General features: G+C 44.1%; 13 protein-coding genes. 9 read left to right on the plus strand and 4 right to left on the minus strand.

The window, feature by feature from the left end:
- Positions 1-89: 89 nt before the first annotated feature.
- From ACO06Y_RS19485 to acs, 9 genes are all read left to right on the plus strand, one after another.
- Positions 90-1613, plus strand: coding sequence for a glycoside hydrolase family 10 protein (locus tag ACO06Y_RS19485; protein WP_422080711.1), 1524 nt, complete (start codon positions 90-92; stop codon positions 1611-1613).
- Positions 1597-2868 (plus strand): AmpG family muropeptide MFS transporter, encoded by a 1272-nt coding sequence (locus tag ACO06Y_RS19490; protein WP_422080712.1) that lies wholly within the window; start codon positions 1597-1599, stop codon positions 2866-2868. The genes ACO06Y_RS19485 and ACO06Y_RS19490 overlap by 17 nt, the downstream gene beginning before the upstream one ends.
- Positions 2861-4471 (plus strand): glycoside hydrolase family 3 protein, encoded by a 1611-nt coding sequence (locus ACO06Y_RS19495; protein WP_422080713.1) that lies wholly within the window; start codon positions 2861-2863, stop codon positions 4469-4471. Before ACO06Y_RS19490 ends, ACO06Y_RS19495 begins: the two co-directional genes overlap by 8 nt.
- Positions 4468-5400, plus strand: coding sequence for a nitrilase family protein (locus ACO06Y_RS19500; RefSeq protein ID WP_422080714.1), 933 nt, complete (start codon positions 4468-4470; stop codon positions 5398-5400). The genes ACO06Y_RS19495 and ACO06Y_RS19500 overlap by 4 nt, the downstream gene beginning before the upstream one ends.
- A 1-nt stretch (position 5401) precedes the next feature.
- On the plus strand, positions 5402-6478 hold the full coding sequence (locus ACO06Y_RS19505; protein WP_422080715.1) for an anhydro-N-acetylmuramic acid kinase: 1077 nt from the start codon (positions 5402-5404) through the stop codon (positions 6476-6478).
- A gap of 269 nt (positions 6479-6747) precedes the next feature.
- Entirely contained in the window at positions 6748-7968 is a 1221-nt protein-coding gene (locus tag ACO06Y_RS19510; RefSeq protein WP_422080716.1) for a hypothetical protein, read from the plus strand.
- A gap of 10 nt (positions 7969-7978) precedes the next feature.
- Complete coding sequence (locus ACO06Y_RS19515; protein WP_422080717.1) at positions 7979-8239, plus strand: DUF4212 domain-containing protein; 261 nt, start codon at positions 7979-7981, stop codon at positions 8237-8239.
- Between the two features lie 27 nt (positions 8240-8266).
- Complete coding sequence (locus ACO06Y_RS19520; protein WP_422080718.1) at positions 8267-9979, plus strand: sodium:solute symporter family protein; 1713 nt, start codon at positions 8267-8269, stop codon at positions 9977-9979.
- Between the two features lie 34 nt (positions 9980-10013).
- The gene (gene acs / locus ACO06Y_RS19525; protein WP_422080719.1) at positions 10014-11921 is read left to right on the plus strand and encodes an acetate--CoA ligase; all 1908 of its coding nucleotides are present in this window, start codon (positions 10014-10016) and stop codon (positions 11919-11921) included.
- 151 nt (positions 11922-12072) lie between these two features.
- Here acs and ACO06Y_RS19530 read toward each other — a convergent pair whose 3' ends face one another.
- The 4 genes from ACO06Y_RS19530 to ACO06Y_RS19545 all read right to left on the minus strand — a co-directional run bounded on the left by ACO06Y_RS19530 (position 12073) and on the right by ACO06Y_RS19545 (position 16899).
- Complete coding sequence (locus ACO06Y_RS19530; RefSeq protein ID WP_422080720.1) at positions 12073-13293, minus strand: multidrug effflux MFS transporter; 1221 nt, start codon at positions 13291-13293, stop codon at positions 12073-12075.
- A gap of 124 nt (positions 13294-13417) precedes the next feature.
- Positions 13418-14959, minus strand: coding sequence for an acyl-CoA carboxylase subunit beta (locus ACO06Y_RS19535; protein WP_422080721.1), 1542 nt, complete (start codon positions 14957-14959; stop codon positions 13418-13420).
- A 3-nt stretch (positions 14960-14962) separates the two neighbouring features.
- Positions 14963-16405 (minus strand): acetyl-CoA carboxylase biotin carboxylase subunit, encoded by a 1443-nt coding sequence (gene accC / locus ACO06Y_RS19540; RefSeq protein WP_422080722.1) that lies wholly within the window; start codon positions 16403-16405, stop codon positions 14963-14965.
- A gap of 8 nt (positions 16406-16413) precedes the next feature.
- Positions 16414-16899 carry an acetyl-CoA carboxylase biotin carboxyl carrier protein subunit gene (locus ACO06Y_RS19545; protein WP_422080723.1) on the minus strand — a complete coding sequence of 162 codons (486 nt, stop codon included), beginning with the start codon at positions 16897-16899 and terminating at the stop codon, positions 16414-16416.
- Positions 16900-17180: the final 281 nt, after the last annotated feature.

Genomic DNA, 17180 nt, shown 5'->3' on the forward strand with positions numbered 1-17180 from the left:
GGGATTTCTACAAACAGCTAAACATGTAAAGAAGTCCCTATTACCTCGGAATGGCGATTTCATTAATTAAAATCTTGTGAAAGACCATAATGCCTGGAAAAATATACTTTCTTCTAATTCCACTATTAGCAACATCCTGTAGTATCTTCAATCCCATCCCCCAATCCAAAAGGGAGTTTCGTGGTTTTTGGGTCGCCACCGTGGTCAATATAGACTGGCCCAAAAGCGGTGAGGATGCCCTGGAAAAACAAAAAGCGGATTATCTGGACATTTTGGATTTCTACGAGGATATGTCCTTCAATGCGGCCATTGTACAAATCAGGGCGGCCGGTGATGCTTTTTATGAATCAAGGAGCGCGCCCTGGTCCCGCTTTTTGACCGGCAAGGAAGGCAAAGCTCCTAATACGGACATATTGGAATGGATGATCGGTGAGACCCATAAGCGGGGAATGGAATTCCATGCATGGCTCAATCCGTACCGTGCCACTTTTGACCTTAACACCGAAATCCTAAGTCCCATCCATGATTACTATCTACATCCGGAATGGATGATACGCTATGGCAAAAAGTACTATTATGACCCCGGATTACCTCAAGTGCGCAAGCATCTAGTATCTCTTATGGAAGAAATAGTTGTGAATTATGAGATTGACGCCATTCATTTTGACGATTATTTTTATCCCTATAAAATCAAAGATGAAGTATTTAATGATTCGCTGTCCTATGCCTCCAATCACCTTGAGAATCAGTCACTGGAAGATTGGCGCCGGAGCAATGTGGATTCCCTCATAAAAAATGTGCACCTGTCCATAAAATCCAAAAAACCTTGGGTGCAATTTGGTGTAAGTCCCTTTGGGGTTTGGAAAAACAAATCGACCGACCCCCAAGGATCGGATACCAAGGCCGGACAGACCACCTACGAAGACCTGTATGCAGATCCATTGCTCTGGATGGAAGAAGGCTGGATAGACTATCTGGTTCCCCAAGTGTATTGGAGTATGGATCTACCGGTAGCATCACATCGTAAGATAGTGGATTGGTGGTCCCAAAACACGCAAAATACAAACCTGTACATTGGAAATGGAGCCTATAAAATCCGAAATAACAGTGATTCCGCGTGGAATCGGAAGAAAGAGCTACCCAGTCAGTTGAAGCTGGCCCGGAAAGATGATGTCGTTTCAGGAAATGTATTTTTCAGTGCTAAAAGTCTAATGCAAAATAACCGGGATGTAGTAGATTACCTCAAGAAAAAATACTATGCCTCGGATGCGCTTACGCCAACCTCGCCTTTGGCACAATTCCCCAAAAAAGAGGAAATCCCAGTTATATCAATTTACAATGGCAAGGATACCATCCTACTAAATCTTAATAACTCGGAAACATACCCATATGTGTTATGTTATGCTTCGGGTAAAAAAGTAAGATCGGAGTATCCTATAAAAAAAATGTTGACGAGGATTTATGTGGGCACCAAAGACCGAATAGAAATCGACAAGGAACTGGCACAGGGAAAGAAACATATTGCGCTCACTTTTCTTGACAAATTCGGTAGGGAAAGCGAGCCGATTGTCATACATTTAGACCAAACTGACCAAGATGATCCAAAAAGATAAACGGGCCTGGGCCTGGGTACCCTTTTTATATTTTACCCAAGGCCTTCCCTACGTCATAGTGGTAACTGTATCGGTAATCATGTATAAGAAACTGGGCATCAGCAATGATGACATCGGTCTGTATACCAGCTTATTGTATTTGCCGTGGGTGATAAAACCTTTATGGAGCCCATTCGTTGACCTAAAGAGTACCAAGCGAAATTGGTTTTTAGGCATGCAACTGGTCATTGCATTGGCGCTTTTGGGCGTAGGGCTAAGTTTGCCCACCAATTTGTTCTTTGTAACCACCTTGGCCTGTTTTTGGATGGCGGCCTTTGCCTCCGCGACCAATGACATCGCCTCGGATGGTTATTATATGATAGGCCTCAGTGAAAAAAAACAATCCTTTTTTGTAGGTATACGAAGCACTTTTTACAGGTTGGCCATGGTTACTGGCGAAGGACTAATCGTGATTCTGGCCGGTTTTTTGGAAAACCATTATGGGGACAACACCAAGGCGTGGAGCATTACCATGACGGCCACTGCCTTTCTGATGCTAGCTTTGACCGTTTCGAATTTTCTGATTACTCCAAAATACGAATCTTCTTCCTCAATAACCTTGGACAAACCCAAAGGTTTTTTGGAAGTTTTCATATCCTTTTTTAAAAAACCGAATATCGGTATCGCTTTGGCCTTTATACTCACCTATCGTTTGGGAGAGTCGCAATTGGTAAAAATGGCCGCCCCGTTCTTACTGGATCCTCCTGAAAAGGGAGGTTTGGGATATTCCACGGAACTATTGGGAACCATTTTTGGAACTGTGGGTGTAATAATGCTTTCGGCAGGTGGAATTTTAGGCGGAATCCTTATCTCACGCGATGGCTTAAAGAAATGGATGCTCCCTATGGTGCTTTCCCTGAACATTCCGAACATATTATATGCTATCTTGGCCTTTACCAATACCGATCATATAGTTGCCGTCACAGCGACCGTGGTTTTTGAGAAATTCGGTTATGGATTTGGCTTTGCGGCCTTCCTTATGTACCTCATCTACATTGCCGAGGGAAAATCCAAAACCTCCCATTATGCCATTGCTACGGGGTTTATGGCATTGGGCATGATGCTGCCGGGGATGTTAAGCGGTTATATGCAAAGTTGGTTGGGCTATAGTGGTTTCTTTATTTGGGTAGTCATTGCAGCTTTGCCCGCTCTATTTCTACTACGTTATCTCAAGTACCCTCCCGATTACGGCAAAAAAACGACAGAAAATGAGTAAGACGGACATCCATAAATGGGCTTGGGGGCAACTTTCACAAATCGAAAAAATCGGTCAGCTTTTTATGCCGGCAGCTTTTATAAACGATACGGAAGTTGAAATTCAAAAATTGGAAAGACTCATTACGGAGCATAACATCGGCGGGATTTGTTTTTTCCATAGCCGTGCCAGTGCGGCGACCAATTATGAGGGCAAGAAAGAAGTCATCTACAATAAAGATAGTTTTGATACGCTGAAGCAATTGATCGATCGTTATCAAAAGGCGGCAAAATATCCCTTGCTTATTGCCATTGATGCCGAATGGGGGCTGGCCATGCGGATAGAGGATACCCCCCAATACCCCTATGCCATTACGTTGGGTGCCATTCAGGATAATAACGACCTGATTTTTGAGGTGGGACGAAATATAGCCCGGGATTGCAAGGCAGCGGGTATTCACTGGAATTTGGCTCCGGTAGCGGACATCAACAACAATCCGGATAATCCCGTAATTGGGTATCGCTCTTTTGGGGAGAACAAGGATTCGGTCTTACAAAAGGCCATGGCCTTTATAAAAGGCTCACAGAGCGAGGGTGTACTTACCAGTATAAAGCATTTTCCGGGTCATGGCGATACTGCCACGGATTCCCATTTGGGACTTCCGTTAATAGATAAGTCAAAGCAAGAACTCCTTGAAAATGAATTATATCCCTTTCAAAAACTAATTGATGAGGGCGTGGATTCCGTAATGGTCGGTCACCTTTCAGTTCCCACATTGGCCCACGGCAAGCATATTTCCTCAAGCATATCCAAGGACATCATTAAAGGATTGCTTCGGGAAGAAATGGGGTTTCAAGGTATCGTTATCTCGGACGCGTTGAACATGCATGCCGTTTCCAAAAACTACCCTAAAAAAGGGGAATTGGAATGGCTGGCCTTTGATGCAGGTAATGATATCCTATGTTTTGCCGAACATCCAAAAGAGGGCATCGAGACCATTCTAAAGAATGCTACCCACAATCAAATCGAGGAAAGTTTTGAACGTATTTGGATACTTAAAAAGAAGGTTCTGGGAGTCCAAGGAACGGAGTCAAGTTCAACCCTTGGGAACAGCATTGGACTGAACACAAAATTAGCTAAGCAAAGCTTGACCCTGTTCAAAGGAACGGAATCTAAAATAGCAGAATTCAATGCAGATGATTTTTTGGGGGTTGAAATATCCCGTTCAACCGACAATTTGTTTTTTGAGGCTATCCATAAAAGCAAAAGATTCGATTACTTCACTTTTCCAAAATCAGGCGGAATTAATCATACTGCATCTATCGAGACTGAAAAAAATATCCTTTTGGCCTTATTTCCTCCTCAAATAAAACCCGCTAACCAATTCGGACTGTCAAGGGAAGAGTTGGAATTTATAAACGAGCTAATAGCCACTAAGAATACCATACTATATGTTTTTGGGAATCCCTATGTTCTAAACCATATTGATTGCGAAAATGCAAATGCCATAGTAATGGCCTACCAAGATTTTGAGGTGTTTCAAGAAGTTGCGGCACAACATTTTTTGGGTAATCTAGAGTCCAAAGGTAGCATGCCCATAACCCATAAAGAATTTCAAAAATGAACCTGGCCGTAGCCCAATTTCAACCTAAAGATGGAGATAAGACCCATAATTTATCCGTCATCAAGGAGTTGACCCAAAAAGCAAAATCAAGGAAAGCCGATGTGATAAGCTTTCATGAAATGTCGGTTACGGCCTATACGTTTACCAAAGACCTCACCCCTGATGAAATAAATGCATTGGCCGAGGAAATACCCAATGGGGAAAGTACACGTAAGCTGATCCAAATTTCCAAAAATCACGATATTCCCCTATTGGCCGGATTGGTCGAAAAGGAAAACGGTAAAATCTATAATACGTACATCTGTGTCACCAAGGACGGCGTAATCGCCAAATATCGAAAACTCCATCCCTTTATCAGCCCATATATGTCGCCGGGCAATCAATATGTCGTGTTCGATTTGTTGGGATGGAAATGCGGAATCTTGATCTGTTACGATAACAACGTAATCGAAAATGTTAGGGCTACCTCGCTCTTGGGTGCCGAACTCATCTTTGCACCCCATGTAACCGGTTGTACACCTTCATCCATGCCGGGAAGAGGTTATGTTGAGCATAAATATTGGAAGAATAGGAAAGATGACCCGGTATCCTTGCGTTTGGAATTTGATGGTCCCAAAGGTAGGCAATGGTTGATGCGATGGTTACCAGCGCGGGCCTATGACAATGGGGTCTATTATGCTTTTAGTAATCCCATTGGTTATGACGGCGAGCATCTAAAGAACGGAAATTCGATGATCATTGACCCCTATGGTGACGTACTATCCGAAATAAAGTCCTTCGATGATGACATAACCATATCCAAAATAACTAAGGAAAAGATAAAGTTATCCGGTGGATGGAGGTATAAAAACGCCAGAAGGCCGGAGTTGTATAAAGAAATTATTGGATACGATCATAAATCGCAAACCAATCCCATTTGGATGAAATAATATGAAAATTCACAGAATAGTAGGTCTCATGTCGGGAACCTCCTTGGATGGGCTTGACCTGGCCCATTGCCATATCTGGCAGCAAGAAGATCGTTGGAAATTCGAAATCAGGGAGACCCAGAGCATTTCCTATACTCCGGAAATGAAATCCAAACTTAAGGATTCCATTCATCTCCCCGCGGAAGAACTCTTGGTACTGCACAATGGGTATGGTACTTGGTTGGGAGAACAGGCCCAATCGTTTATAAATGAGTTTAATCTGGATATTGATGCCATCGCCAGTCATGGTCATACTACCCATCACAGGCCGGAAATAGGGCTGACCTTTCAAATCGGTTCCGGGCAGCATTTGGCCAATGCCAGTGGCCATAAGGTCATTTGCGATTTTCGAACCAATGACGTGTCCATTGGTGGTCAAGGAGCTCCCCTTGTTCCTATAGGTGACCGACTTTTCTTCGGCCAATATGATTTTTGCCTGAACTTGGGAGGCATTAGTAACATTTCCTTTGAAAAAAATGGAGAGCGCATAGCTTATGATATTGGTCAGGCAAACATGGTTTTAAACCATGTCACCCAGAAAATTGGATTAAATTACGATGCCGAGGGTGAAATGGCTAGAGCAGGGGCAGTTAACCCTGGGATGCTTCAAAAGCTCAATGCCCTGGAATACTACCAGCTCCCGTATCCCAAATCCACGGGTTATGAATGGTTTATAGAAGAAATAGTCCCGATAATAGACGCCACCGAAGATAGCATTGAGAATCTTTTGCATACAGCCATTCACCATAATTGCCATCAAATCGCAAATCAGATACATGTCAATAAAACGAAAAAAGACAATACCCTTTTCGTAACCGGTGGAGGCGCCTTGAATACGTTTTTTATGGAAGAATTGCAAGTTCAATTGGGTCATGATATCAAAGTTGTGATACCTCCAAAAAAGCTTGTTGAATTCAAGGAAGCCCTAGTCTTTTCACTCATGGGTGTGCTGCGATTACGAAATGAAGCAAACGTATTGGGTTCGGTTACCGGAGCCATGCGGGATTCTTCGGGTGGTGTACTATACATGCCCAATTAAAATTTTGAACGTTTTAGAGGTCCTTGCTTTGCGTTTCCACACAACAATCATCAATATTCGATTTTATCCGTTCAGTCCAGCCATACCTTTGGTCATTCAAAGTATATATAAACAATTGACAATAAGAGACATAAAACACCTAAAGAGTTTGAATTGCACAGCCCTTCATTATAGGGAATTTTTTTAGGTTTTTTGTGAATTGTATCATAGATTGTACGGTGTTCTAACGCTAATAAATCGCCATCTAAAACATATCACCGACTTGACCAATGACGTATAGATTTTTAATCTGCCTTATTGTTTTTGGAACATTTTCTTTCACTTTTTCCCAAGGATCCCCGGATTATGAAGGGGGACTTAATATCGCGTTTGATGAAAATGGCAAAAAGTACCTTAGGATTATTTCTTGGGCGCAGGTACAGGCCATACATAATGATCAAGTACCGGATGAACAGGAACAGACTAACTTTAACTTGGCACGGGCCCGGATACTAATGTTCTCCCAGATCAATGAAAAATTCTTGATCCTCACCCATTTCGGTCTTAATAACTTAAACAGTAACTCCATGAGTCCAACCGGATTATCCGATGCCTCCGAACTCTTTTTTCACGGGGTCTGGGCACAGTACAATTTGGGGAAAAGGCATTCGGTGGGAGCTGGACTTCATTATTTCAACGGTATTTCGAGGCTCAACAATCAAAGTACCTTGAATATCATGACCTTGGACAACAACAGGCAATCCTGGTCCACCGTGGGACTATCCGATCAGTTCGGTCGTCATTTGGGTATTTATGCCAAGGGAAGTTTGGGCAAACTACAATATAGGGTGGCCTTAAATGATGCCATCACGAACGGTTTGGATGATAGGGATCCCCAAAACGGGGGAAGTGCGGTGTATGCCGGGAAGCGGTTGTTGGGTTCGGCCGAATCCGGTAAGGTTTTCTCGGGATACTTTGAGTACAGTTTATTTGATATGGAATCCGATGTTTTACCCTATAAAGTAGGTACCTATTTAGGAGGAAAACGTATTTTTAATGTTGGTGCCGGTTTTTTTGCCCATCCTTCAGGTTCTGTGCGAGCAGACGTGGACGGTATACTTGAACCCGAGGATGTCAGGATTTTTGCTGTAGATGCTTTTTATGATGCACCCTGGGGGAATGACGGAAGTGCCATTACCGCCTACGCCACATACCAATATAACGACTATGGTGAAGATTACTTCTTTTTAGCTTACGGCACCGGAAATATGGCTTATGGACATCTAGGTTACTTGTTGCCTGGATCGGTTCTAAAAACAAGATTTCAACCTTACGCATCCTATGCGGTGAACACCTATGATGCTTTTGAAAATAATAGGACTATATTTGGTATTGGGGCAAACACCTACTTTAGCGGACATAATTCCAAGCTTACCCTAGAATATAGACATGAAAGCTTTGGTGATGATAAACTGGGCACGCTTACCCTACAGGCAATGATTTATTTGTAAAGATTCGATTATGAAAGAAAATCAAAAAAGGGCATCCTCCTACTGGAAGGAAAACGTAAAGTATCTCTTTATTCTACTATCCATTTGGTTCCTGGTTTCCTATGGAGCGGGAATTTTATTCAAAGATGTGCTCGATAACATACAAATCGGAGGGTTCAAACTCGGTTTTTGGTTCGCACAGCAAGGTTCGATCTACATCTTCGTGATCCTTATCTTCGTTTATGTGCGATTGATGAACAAATTGGATAAAAAATACGGATACGATACCTAACCCTAACCAACCTAAACTTTAAAGATTATGAGTGTTCAAGTATGGACGTATGTTTTAGTGGGAATCACATTTGCCCTGTACATTGGTATTGCCATTTGGTCCCGGGCGGGATCTACCAAGGATTTCTATGTCGCCGGGGGCGGTGTATCACCTCTAGCAAACGGAATGGCCACGGCGGCGGATTGGATGTCCGCGGCATCGTTCATTTCAATGGCCGGTATTATCGCTTTTGCGGGATATGACGGCTCGGTTTACCTCATGGGCTGGACAGGGGGTTATGTGCTTCTCGCGTTATTGTTGGCTCCCTATTTAAGGAAATTCGGGAAGTTTACCGTTCCCGACTTCATTGGAGATCGCTACTACTCAAAGACCGCGCGTATCGTAGCGGTCATTTGTGCCTTGATCGTTTCCTTTACCTATGTGGCCGGGCAAATGCGGGGGGTTGGCGTTGTCTTTTCCCGCTTTTTGGAAGTGGATATCAATACGGGGGTGGTCATAGGAATGGTCATTGTGCTTTTTTACGCCGTTTTGGGTGGAATGAAAGGAATCACCTATACCCAGGTCGCCCAATATTGCGTACTCATTTTCGCCTTTATGGTGCCTGCCATTTTTATTTCCATTCAAATGACGGGAAACCCCATTCCCCAATTGGGTATGGGATCCAAACTGAATGACGGTTCCGGTTTGTATCTTCTGGAAAAATTGAATGGCCTCTCCACGGAGCTAGGGTTTGCAGAATATACCGAAGGCAAGAAATCGATGATAGATGTATTTATGATTACATTAGCCTTGATGGTCGGTACCGCAGGGCTTCCCCATGTTATTGTACGCTTTTTCACGGTAAAACGTGTAAAGGATGCCCGAAAATCCGCAGGACTGGCATTGCTCCTTATCGCAATTCTATATACCACGGCTCCTGCCGTGTCCGTATTTGCCAAAACAAACCTTATCAATACGGTGAACGAGGAAGAATACACGAATATGCCGACTTGGTTCAAGAATTGGGAAGGTACGGGATTACTTACTTTCAACGACAAAAACCAAGATGGGAAGATTCAATATGTCGCCGATAAGGAGGCCAACGAATTGGTGATAGACAATGATATCATGGTCTTGGCCAATCCGGAAATAGCGGACCTTCCCGCTTGGGTAATTGCACTTGTGGCTGCGGGAGGTTTAGCCGCTGCACTTTCTACGGCTGCAGGATTGCTTTTGGTAATTTCGTCCTCTGTTTCCCATGATTTGATCAAAAAAGTCTTTCTCCCGAACATTTCCGATAAAGGGGAACTTTGGGCCGCACGTGGCGCAGCGACCTTTGCCGTAATAATAGCCGGTTATTTTGGTATCAATCCTCCGGGGTTTGTCGCCGCCGTAGTGGCCTTGGCCTTTGGCCTGGCCGCAGCATCTTTCTTCCCGGCCATTGTCTTGGGCATATTTTACAAAAAAATGAACAAGGAAGGAGCGATTGCGGGCATGGTGGTCGGCATTTCGCTAATGTTGTTCTACATGCTAAAATTCAAGTTTGGCATTTTCGATGGGGGAAAAGCCGCCGTACCCGATCTGGAAAAGGATTGGTGGTTTGGTATTTCCCCGGAAGGCTTTGGAAGTGTGGCCATGTTGGTCAATTTTACGGTCTCCATCATTATCAATAAACTTACGCCCGAACCCCCAGAGGAGGTTCAGGGAATTGTTGAGGATATTAGAATTCCCAGTGGAGCCGGAGCGGCATCCAATCATTAAATTTTGTTATTTTTAAAAGAAATCTAAGGTACGCATGAGCAATTATCACATTAAGCATTTAGAGGAATACTATCAAGTCTATCGAAAATCCACACGTAACCCGGAAGGGTTCTGGGAAGAGATTGCCGAAGAACATTTTGTATGGCGAAAAAAATGGGACAATGTCTTGCACTGGGATTTTGAAAAGCCCGAGATAAAATGGTTTGAGGGCGCTAAATTGAACATAACGGAAAACTGTATCGATAGGCACTTGCCTACCCGGGGCGATAAGACCGCTATTCTTTTTGAGCCCAATGACCCGAATGAAAAAGCTGAACATATTACCTATCGCCAACTGCACAAAAGGGTCAGCAAAATGGCTTATGTACTTAAGGAAAAAGGCATCCAAAAAGGGGATCGGGTATGTATTTATCTTCCTATGATACCCGAATTGGCCATCGCGATCCTGGCCTGTGCGCGTATCGGTGCAATTCATTCGGTAGTTTTTGCCGGATTTTCTTCCAATGCCCTCTCTACCCGTATCAACGACTCGGATTGTAAAATGGTCATCACTTCGGACGGTTCCTATCGCGGTGCGAAGACGATAGATTTGAAGGGTATTGTGGACAAGGCTGTGGAGGACTGCCCAAGTGTAGAAACAGTTTTGGTGGTAAAGCGGATCGGGAGTGAAGTTCAGATGAAAAAAAATCGGGATTATTGGATACAACCGCTTCTTGATGATGCTTATGGCGATTTGGTAGCCGAAATTATGGATGCGGAAGACCCCTTGTTTATTCTGTATACTTCGGGATCCACAGGAAAACCAAAAGGAATGGTTCACACCTGTGGTGGCTATATGGTCTATACCGCCTATACTTTTAAAAATATCTTTCAGTATAGGGAAGATGATATTTTCTGGTGCACGGCGGACATCGGTTGGATTACGGGTCATTCTTATATTCTTTATGGACCCTTGGCCAATGGTGCTACTACGGTTATGTTCGAGGGGGTTCCCTCCTACCCGGACTTCGGCCGGTTTTGGGAAATTGTACAAAAACATAAAGTGAGCCAGTTTTATACCGCACCGACGGCTATAAGGGCCTTGGCCAAAGAGAATTTGGACTTTGTGGAAAAATATGACCTAAGTAGCCTAAAAGTGCTCGGTTCCGTGGGAGAACCTATTAATGAAGAGGCATGGCATTGGTATAACAACAATGTGGGCAAAAAGCATAGTCCCATTGTGGATACCTGGTGGCAAACGGAAACCGGGGGAATCATGATCTCTCCCATCCCTTATGTCACGCCGACTACGCCCACTTACGCTACCCTGCCTTTCATAGGAATACAACCTGCCTTGATGAACGAAGAGGGCAAAGAAATCCAAGGCAATCAGGTAGATGGAAGGTTGTGTATCAAATTTCCATGGCCTTCCATGGCCCGGACCATTTGGGGAAATCATGATCGCTACCGGGACACCTATTTTTCGGCTTATGAAAATAAGTATTTCACAGGAGATGGGGCCCATAGGGATGCTGTGGGCTATTATCGGATAACCGGCAGGGTGGATGATGTCATTATTGTTTCGGGCCACAATCTGGGAACGGCACCGATAGAAGATTCCATAAACGAACATCCAGCGGTAGCAGAGTCGGCAATTGTGGGCTTTCCCCATGATGTGAAGGGCAATGCGCTGTATGGGTATGTTATGCTGAAGGAAACCGGGGAAAGTAGGGATCGGGACAATGTACGCAAGGAAATCAACCAACAGATTACGGAACAGATCGGCCCCATAGCAAAACTGGATAAAATCCAATTTGTGTCCGGGCTTCCCAAAACGCGAAGTGGCAAAATTATGCGGCGAATACTACGCAAGATAGCGAGCAGGGAAACCTCCAATTTGGGGGATACCAGTACACTTTTGAATCCAGAGGTGGTGGATGAGATTATGGAGAACGTGCTTTAAATAGAAAATCCCATTAAGAACATTAGAAAATCCTGGAACACAAGATGAAATGTCTTCGACTGCGCTCAGACTGACAGCGATCAAATATCTTCAACCCTCTACCTGACAAAACCTTTCAAGCGGGCTCTCCGACGGGCACCTAGGCACAGGTTCATCGGCTCAATCCCCTGGCAATAACTCTTCGGGGTTTTCGTACCCAAAGCATAATCCCAAGGGAAATTAGTCCACAAATCCCCAGTCCAGCGAACAGAGGCCAAACCGAATCTATGACAAAACCGCCTATAAACGTAGCAATAGGTATGGCCAATAGTGTTGAAACAAAACCATTGATAGCGGCCGCGATTCCCGCAATATGTCCTACAGGCTCCATGGCAATGGAACGGAAATTGCCCCATAAAAACCCCAAACAGAAAAATTGAAGGGACAAAAAGGCGACCAGGACAAAAACTCCCGGATTAGGTTTGTTCCAAAAAATGAAAACATAAAGCAGGGCAATTGCACAAAATGCCATAAGGGCCATGAGTGCCAATTTTCGCATTCCGAATCGAATTACCAAGGCCCCGTTTAGGAATGTAGCCAAACCTATGGAAACCGCCAAGCCGGCAAAGATATAGGGAAAGGCATCCTTAAGGCCATATTGGGATTCAAAGATTTGTTGGGACGCACTCAGGTATACCAAAAAGGCACCGGTAACCAGCCCGGAGGTAAATGTAAAGGCAATGGTTTCCCGAAACTTTAAAAACTCTTTTAAGCCATCAACAAAGACATGATTGGAAAAAGGGATTTTATATTCCGGTTTTAGAGTTTCCGGTTGACGCTTCCAAAACCATATACCCACGACCAGGGCAAAAAACAATTGTATGTAGAAGATAGCCTCCCATCCAAATGCATCCAGTATCCATTTGCCAATAGCAGGCGCCACTATGGGCACCAAAATAAAAAAAGCGGTAACAAAGGACATGACCCGGGCCATATAATCCCCTTTATAGGTATCGCGTATAATGGATATGGCAATGGTCCTAGGGGCGGAGAGTCCAACACCCTGTAAGATTCGCCCCAAAACCATTATTTCCAACGAAGGGGCCATAACGCAGACTATGCTGGCAATGGCAAAAAGGGTAAAACCTGTATAAACTACAGGCTTTCGGCCATAGCAATCCGACAATGGGCCAAAAAACAATTGACCTACACCCAGACCTAAAAAAATCATGGTAATGAGCAACTGATTGTCGGTTGCATTGAAGCTCTTGATGGATTCCCCAATTTCCGAAATAGCCGGTAACAGGGCATCGATGGCCAAGGCCACAATGGACATTAGGGAAGCCATTAGGACCAAAAATTCAAAATCGGGTTTTTCGGGTTTACTTTGCATTGGGCAAAATTAGGTATATGCCTTTTATTGTAACTTAAAAAGCATTTGAATTTTCTGTTAAATTGAAAAAAAGACCCCGAAGGTCTAAAACCTCCGGGGCCTCAAATCTCGAAATAAACCATGATTACAAGGGAATATTCCCATGTTTCTTCTTAGGCGATTCTACAACCTTCTTTTCCAGCATTGCAAAGGTCTTTATCAATTTTCGCCGCGTATTCTTGGGAAGGATAACCTCATCGATAAAGCCCCGTCTGGCCGCCCTGTAAGGGTTGGCGAACTTATCCGCATATTCTGCTTCTTTCTCCGCCAATTTTTTGGCCGGATCTTCCGCGGCCATGATTTCCCTTCTAAAAATAATTTCACTGGCACCCTTGGCACCCATTACGGCAATCTCAGCGGTAGGCCAGGCATAGTTGAAATCGGCCCCTATATGTTTGGAGTTCATCACATCATAGGCTCCACCGTAAGCCTTTCGGGTAATGACGGTAACCCTTGGTACAGTGGCCTCGCTAAAGGCATAGAGCAATTTCGCCCCATGGACAATGATACCGTTCCACTCCTGATCGGTACCGGGCAAGAATCCCGGAACATCTTCCAACACCAGCATGGGAATATTAAAGGAGTCGCAGAAGCGAACGAAACGTGATGCCTTTCGTGAACTCTTGACGCCTAGAACACCAGCGAGGAACATGGGTTGATTGGCAATAATCCCGATACTACGACCTCCCAATCTGGCGAATCCTACGATGATGTTTTCTGCATAGTCCTTATGGATTTCATAGAACGAATCCTCATCGATTATGCCATTTATTACATCATGCATATCATAAGGCTTATTGGGATTATCGGGAACAATGTCAGTGAGAACATCACGAACTTCGTCCTTCAAATCATAAGGCAATTTTTCCGGGGTTTCCTTATTGCTCTGTGGCAGATAGCTCAACAGCTTTTTCACATCTTCCAAACAGGTAACATCATTAGTAGAGGTCTTATGCGCCACTCCGGATTTCATGGCATGGGTAGTGGCCCCTCCCAATTCCTCTGCGGTTACCTCTTCGTTGGTTACGGTTTTTACCACATTGGGGCCGGTAACGAACATGTAGCTTGTTTGCTCTACCATAATGGTGAAGTCTGTCATAGCCGGTGAATATACGGCACCACCTGCACATGGGCCCATAATGGCCGAAATCTGGGGTACCACTCCAGAGGCTTGGACGTTTCTAAAGAAAATATCCGCATATCCGCCAAGGGATTTTACACCTTCTTGAATCCGTGCCCCGCCCGAATCATTAAGCCCAATTACTGGAGCCCCTACTTTCATGGCCAGATCCATGACCTTGCATATCTTCTCCGCGTGGGTCTCCGACAAAGCTCCACCGAAAACAGTAAAATCCTGGGCATACACGTACACCAATCGACCATTAATGGTTCCATAGCCGGTAACCACCCCATCACCAAAATAAATCTCCTTGTCCATTCCAAAATCTGTGGTACGATGTGTTACCAAAACCCCTGTTTCCTCGAACGAACCTTCATCCAACAAGTAGTTTATCCGCTCTCGAGCGGTCAGCTTTTTCTTCTGGTGTTGTTTATCTATCCGTTTTTGGCCTCCTCCCAAATGTGCGAGGGCGACTCTTTCGTTCAACTTTTCCAATTTTGGATCCATAGTCTAATTTATTGGTGTTCTTAGTATTTTTTGATCTTCCTTGTATTGCTTCAATGCCATGATAGCGGCAATTTTGGCCTCTTCCTCCGTGCTTTCCTTCAATGCCTCTGGCGAATAGTAATTCTTTACAAAATGGGTATCGAAGTTTCCTGAGCGGAAGGCCTCATGTTCACAAACATATTTCCCGAAAGGTAAAGTGGTCTGTACCCCTTCGATATGATAGTCCTCAATGGCCTTGATCATCAGCTGAATGGCCTCTTCACGGTTTTTACCATAGGTTATCAATTTGGAAAGCATGGGGTCATAATAAATGGGGACGTCCATTCCCTCCTCAAAACCATTATCCACACGAACTCCTTCGCCCGTTGGTAATTTATAGGTTTCCAAGGTACCCACACTAGGTAGGAAGTCGTTCAACGGGTCTTCTGCGTAAACCCTAAGTTCCAAGGCATGCCCGTGTATCTTTAAATCCTCCTGCTTAATTTGAAGTGCCTCGCCCCGGGCAATATTGATCTGCAACTCCACCAAATCCACACCTGCAATAATCTCGCTCACCGGGTGTTCCACCTGTAGCCGTGTATTCATTTCCAGAAAGTAGAAGTTGTGGTCTGCGTCCATGAGGAATTCCACGGTCCCGGCACCAAGATAATCACAGGCCTTGGCCACCTTAACGGCGGCATCACCCATTTCGGCCCTTAACTCAGGTGTCAGGATAGATGACGGAGCTTCCTCTACCACCTTCTGATGCCTACGCTGTATACTACATTCCCTTTCAAAAAAATGCAGGATATTACCATGACTGTCCGCCATCACCTGAATTTCAACGTGTCTGGGCGAGGTAACGTATTTCTCTATAAATACGGAACCATCACCAAAGGCCGAAGTGGCTTCACTAATGGCCCGGTTCATCTGCGATTCCAAATCTTTCTCCTTTTCTACAATACGCATCCCCTTTCCGCCTCCTCCGGCAGATGCCTTTATCAAAATGGGAAAACCGATTTCCTTGGCAATTTCCTTGGCCTTTTCCACATCGGTTATGGCTTCATCAATACCCGGTACCATGGGAATATTGTACTGTTTTACCGCTTCCTTCGCGGCAAGCTTACTTCCCATTACCCGAATAGCCTTGGATTTGGGGCCTATGAAGATAAGATCGTTCTTCTCGACCGCCTCGGCAAAATCCGCATTTTCACTTAAAAATCCGTACCCCGGGTGAATACCATCCACATCCAAACTTTTCGCTACCTCAATAATCTTGTCGCCTCTTAGATAAGACTGGTTGGAAGGTGCTTCGCCAATACAGACCGCCTCGTCGGCAAACCTAACATGGGGTGCATTTCGATCCACTACGGAGTAAACGGCCACAGTCTTGATACCCATTTTCTGGGCAGTTTTCATAACCCTGATTGCTATCTCTCCCCTATTTGCTACTAATATTTTTTTCATGCTTCCCGTTATTCAAATTCAATGAGTAAATGTTTTTTCTCCACGGCATCCCCTTGCTTAACCGCTATGGACTTGATTTTCCCGTTCCTTGGAGAGGTAATTACATTCTCCATTTTCATGGCCTCCAAAATCAGAAGTTGGTCATCTTCATTTACCTCCTGACCTTCCTTTACATTAATTTCCAGAATCAAACCGGGCATAGGAGCCTCAATAGAACCGATATCCTTGGCCGACGACAAGGAAAAGCCCATATCATTGATCAAAAGATCCAAACCATCAGCTATGCTTACGGCATATGAATTGTTGTTTACCTTTATCTCATATGTTTTTTGGTTGAAGTCGGAGTCTACTATTTCGACTGAAAAAGGTCTGTTACCCTGAAGAATATGATACTGGGTCCCAGTGGTACGCAGGGCATCCACTTTTTGGATGTCCCCATCGGTTAGGTCAAACGTAAGATTCTCGTTTACCGTTACCTTAAATGCATTGTCCATAGGCATGGTCATTTAGAGTTTAATTTCCGTTAATTTATGGTTCAAATTAAAAATTCTTAAGTTAACTAATTCTTATTTTTTCTTGCGCTTCTATCTACAACTCCCCCATAATTTCCATCGTTCCAAATCAACACTTCGCATTATGGCACAAAAGTATCCTGAAAAAACACTTGGGAATATGAAATTTATCATGTTTTTACACAAAAGAAGGTAGTAATCTTGTACCCGAAAAGATCATGGAGAATAGTTGCTTTAGCGCCAAATCCGTATTTTTGGATTAA

This window comes from Ulvibacterium sp. (assembly GCF_965228935.1).
In the GTDB taxonomy this organism is placed as follows: Bacteria; Bacteroidota; Bacteroidia; order Flavobacteriales; family Flavobacteriaceae; genus Ulvibacterium.

Bases quoted from the DNA above. Each gene is read 5' to 3' on its own strand.
- ACO06Y_RS19485 (WP_422080711.1), top strand. From the start codon at position 90: ATGCCTGGAAAAATATACTTTCTTCTAATTCCACTATTAGCAACATCC.
- ACO06Y_RS19490 (WP_422080712.1), top strand. From the start codon at position 1,597: ATGATCCAAAAAGATAAACGGGCCTGGGCCTGGGTACCCTTTTTATAT.
- ACO06Y_RS19495 (WP_422080713.1), top strand. From the start codon at position 2,861: ATGAGTAAGACGGACATCCATAAATGGGCTTGGGGGCAACTTTCACAA.
- ACO06Y_RS19500 (WP_422080714.1), top strand. From the start codon at position 4,468: ATGAACCTGGCCGTAGCCCAATTTCAACCTAAAGATGGAGATAAGACC.
- ACO06Y_RS19505 (WP_422080715.1), top strand. From the start codon at position 5,402: ATGAAAATTCACAGAATAGTAGGTCTCATGTCGGGAACCTCCTTGGAT.
- ACO06Y_RS19510 (WP_422080716.1), top strand. From the start codon at position 6,748: ATGACGTATAGATTTTTAATCTGCCTTATTGTTTTTGGAACATTTTCT.
- ACO06Y_RS19515 (WP_422080717.1), top strand. From the start codon at position 7,979: ATGAAAGAAAATCAAAAAAGGGCATCCTCCTACTGGAAGGAAAACGTA.
- ACO06Y_RS19520 (WP_422080718.1), top strand. From the start codon at position 8,267: ATGAGTGTTCAAGTATGGACGTATGTTTTAGTGGGAATCACATTTGCC.
- acs (WP_422080719.1), top strand. From the start codon at position 10,014: ATGAGCAATTATCACATTAAGCATTTAGAGGAATACTATCAAGTCTAT.
- ACO06Y_RS19530 (WP_422080720.1), bottom strand. From the start codon at position 13,293: ATGCAAAGTAAACCCGAAAAACCCGATTTTGAATTTTTGGTCCTAATG.
- ACO06Y_RS19535 (WP_422080721.1), bottom strand. From the start codon at position 14,959: ATGGATCCAAAATTGGAAAAGTTGAACGAAAGAGTCGCCCTCGCACAT.
- accC (WP_422080722.1), bottom strand. From the start codon at position 16,405: ATGAAAAAAATATTAGTAGCAAATAGGGGAGAGATAGCAATCAGGGTT.
- ACO06Y_RS19545 (WP_422080723.1), bottom strand. From the start codon at position 16,899: ATGGACAATGCATTTAAGGTAACGGTAAACGAGAATCTTACGTTTGAC.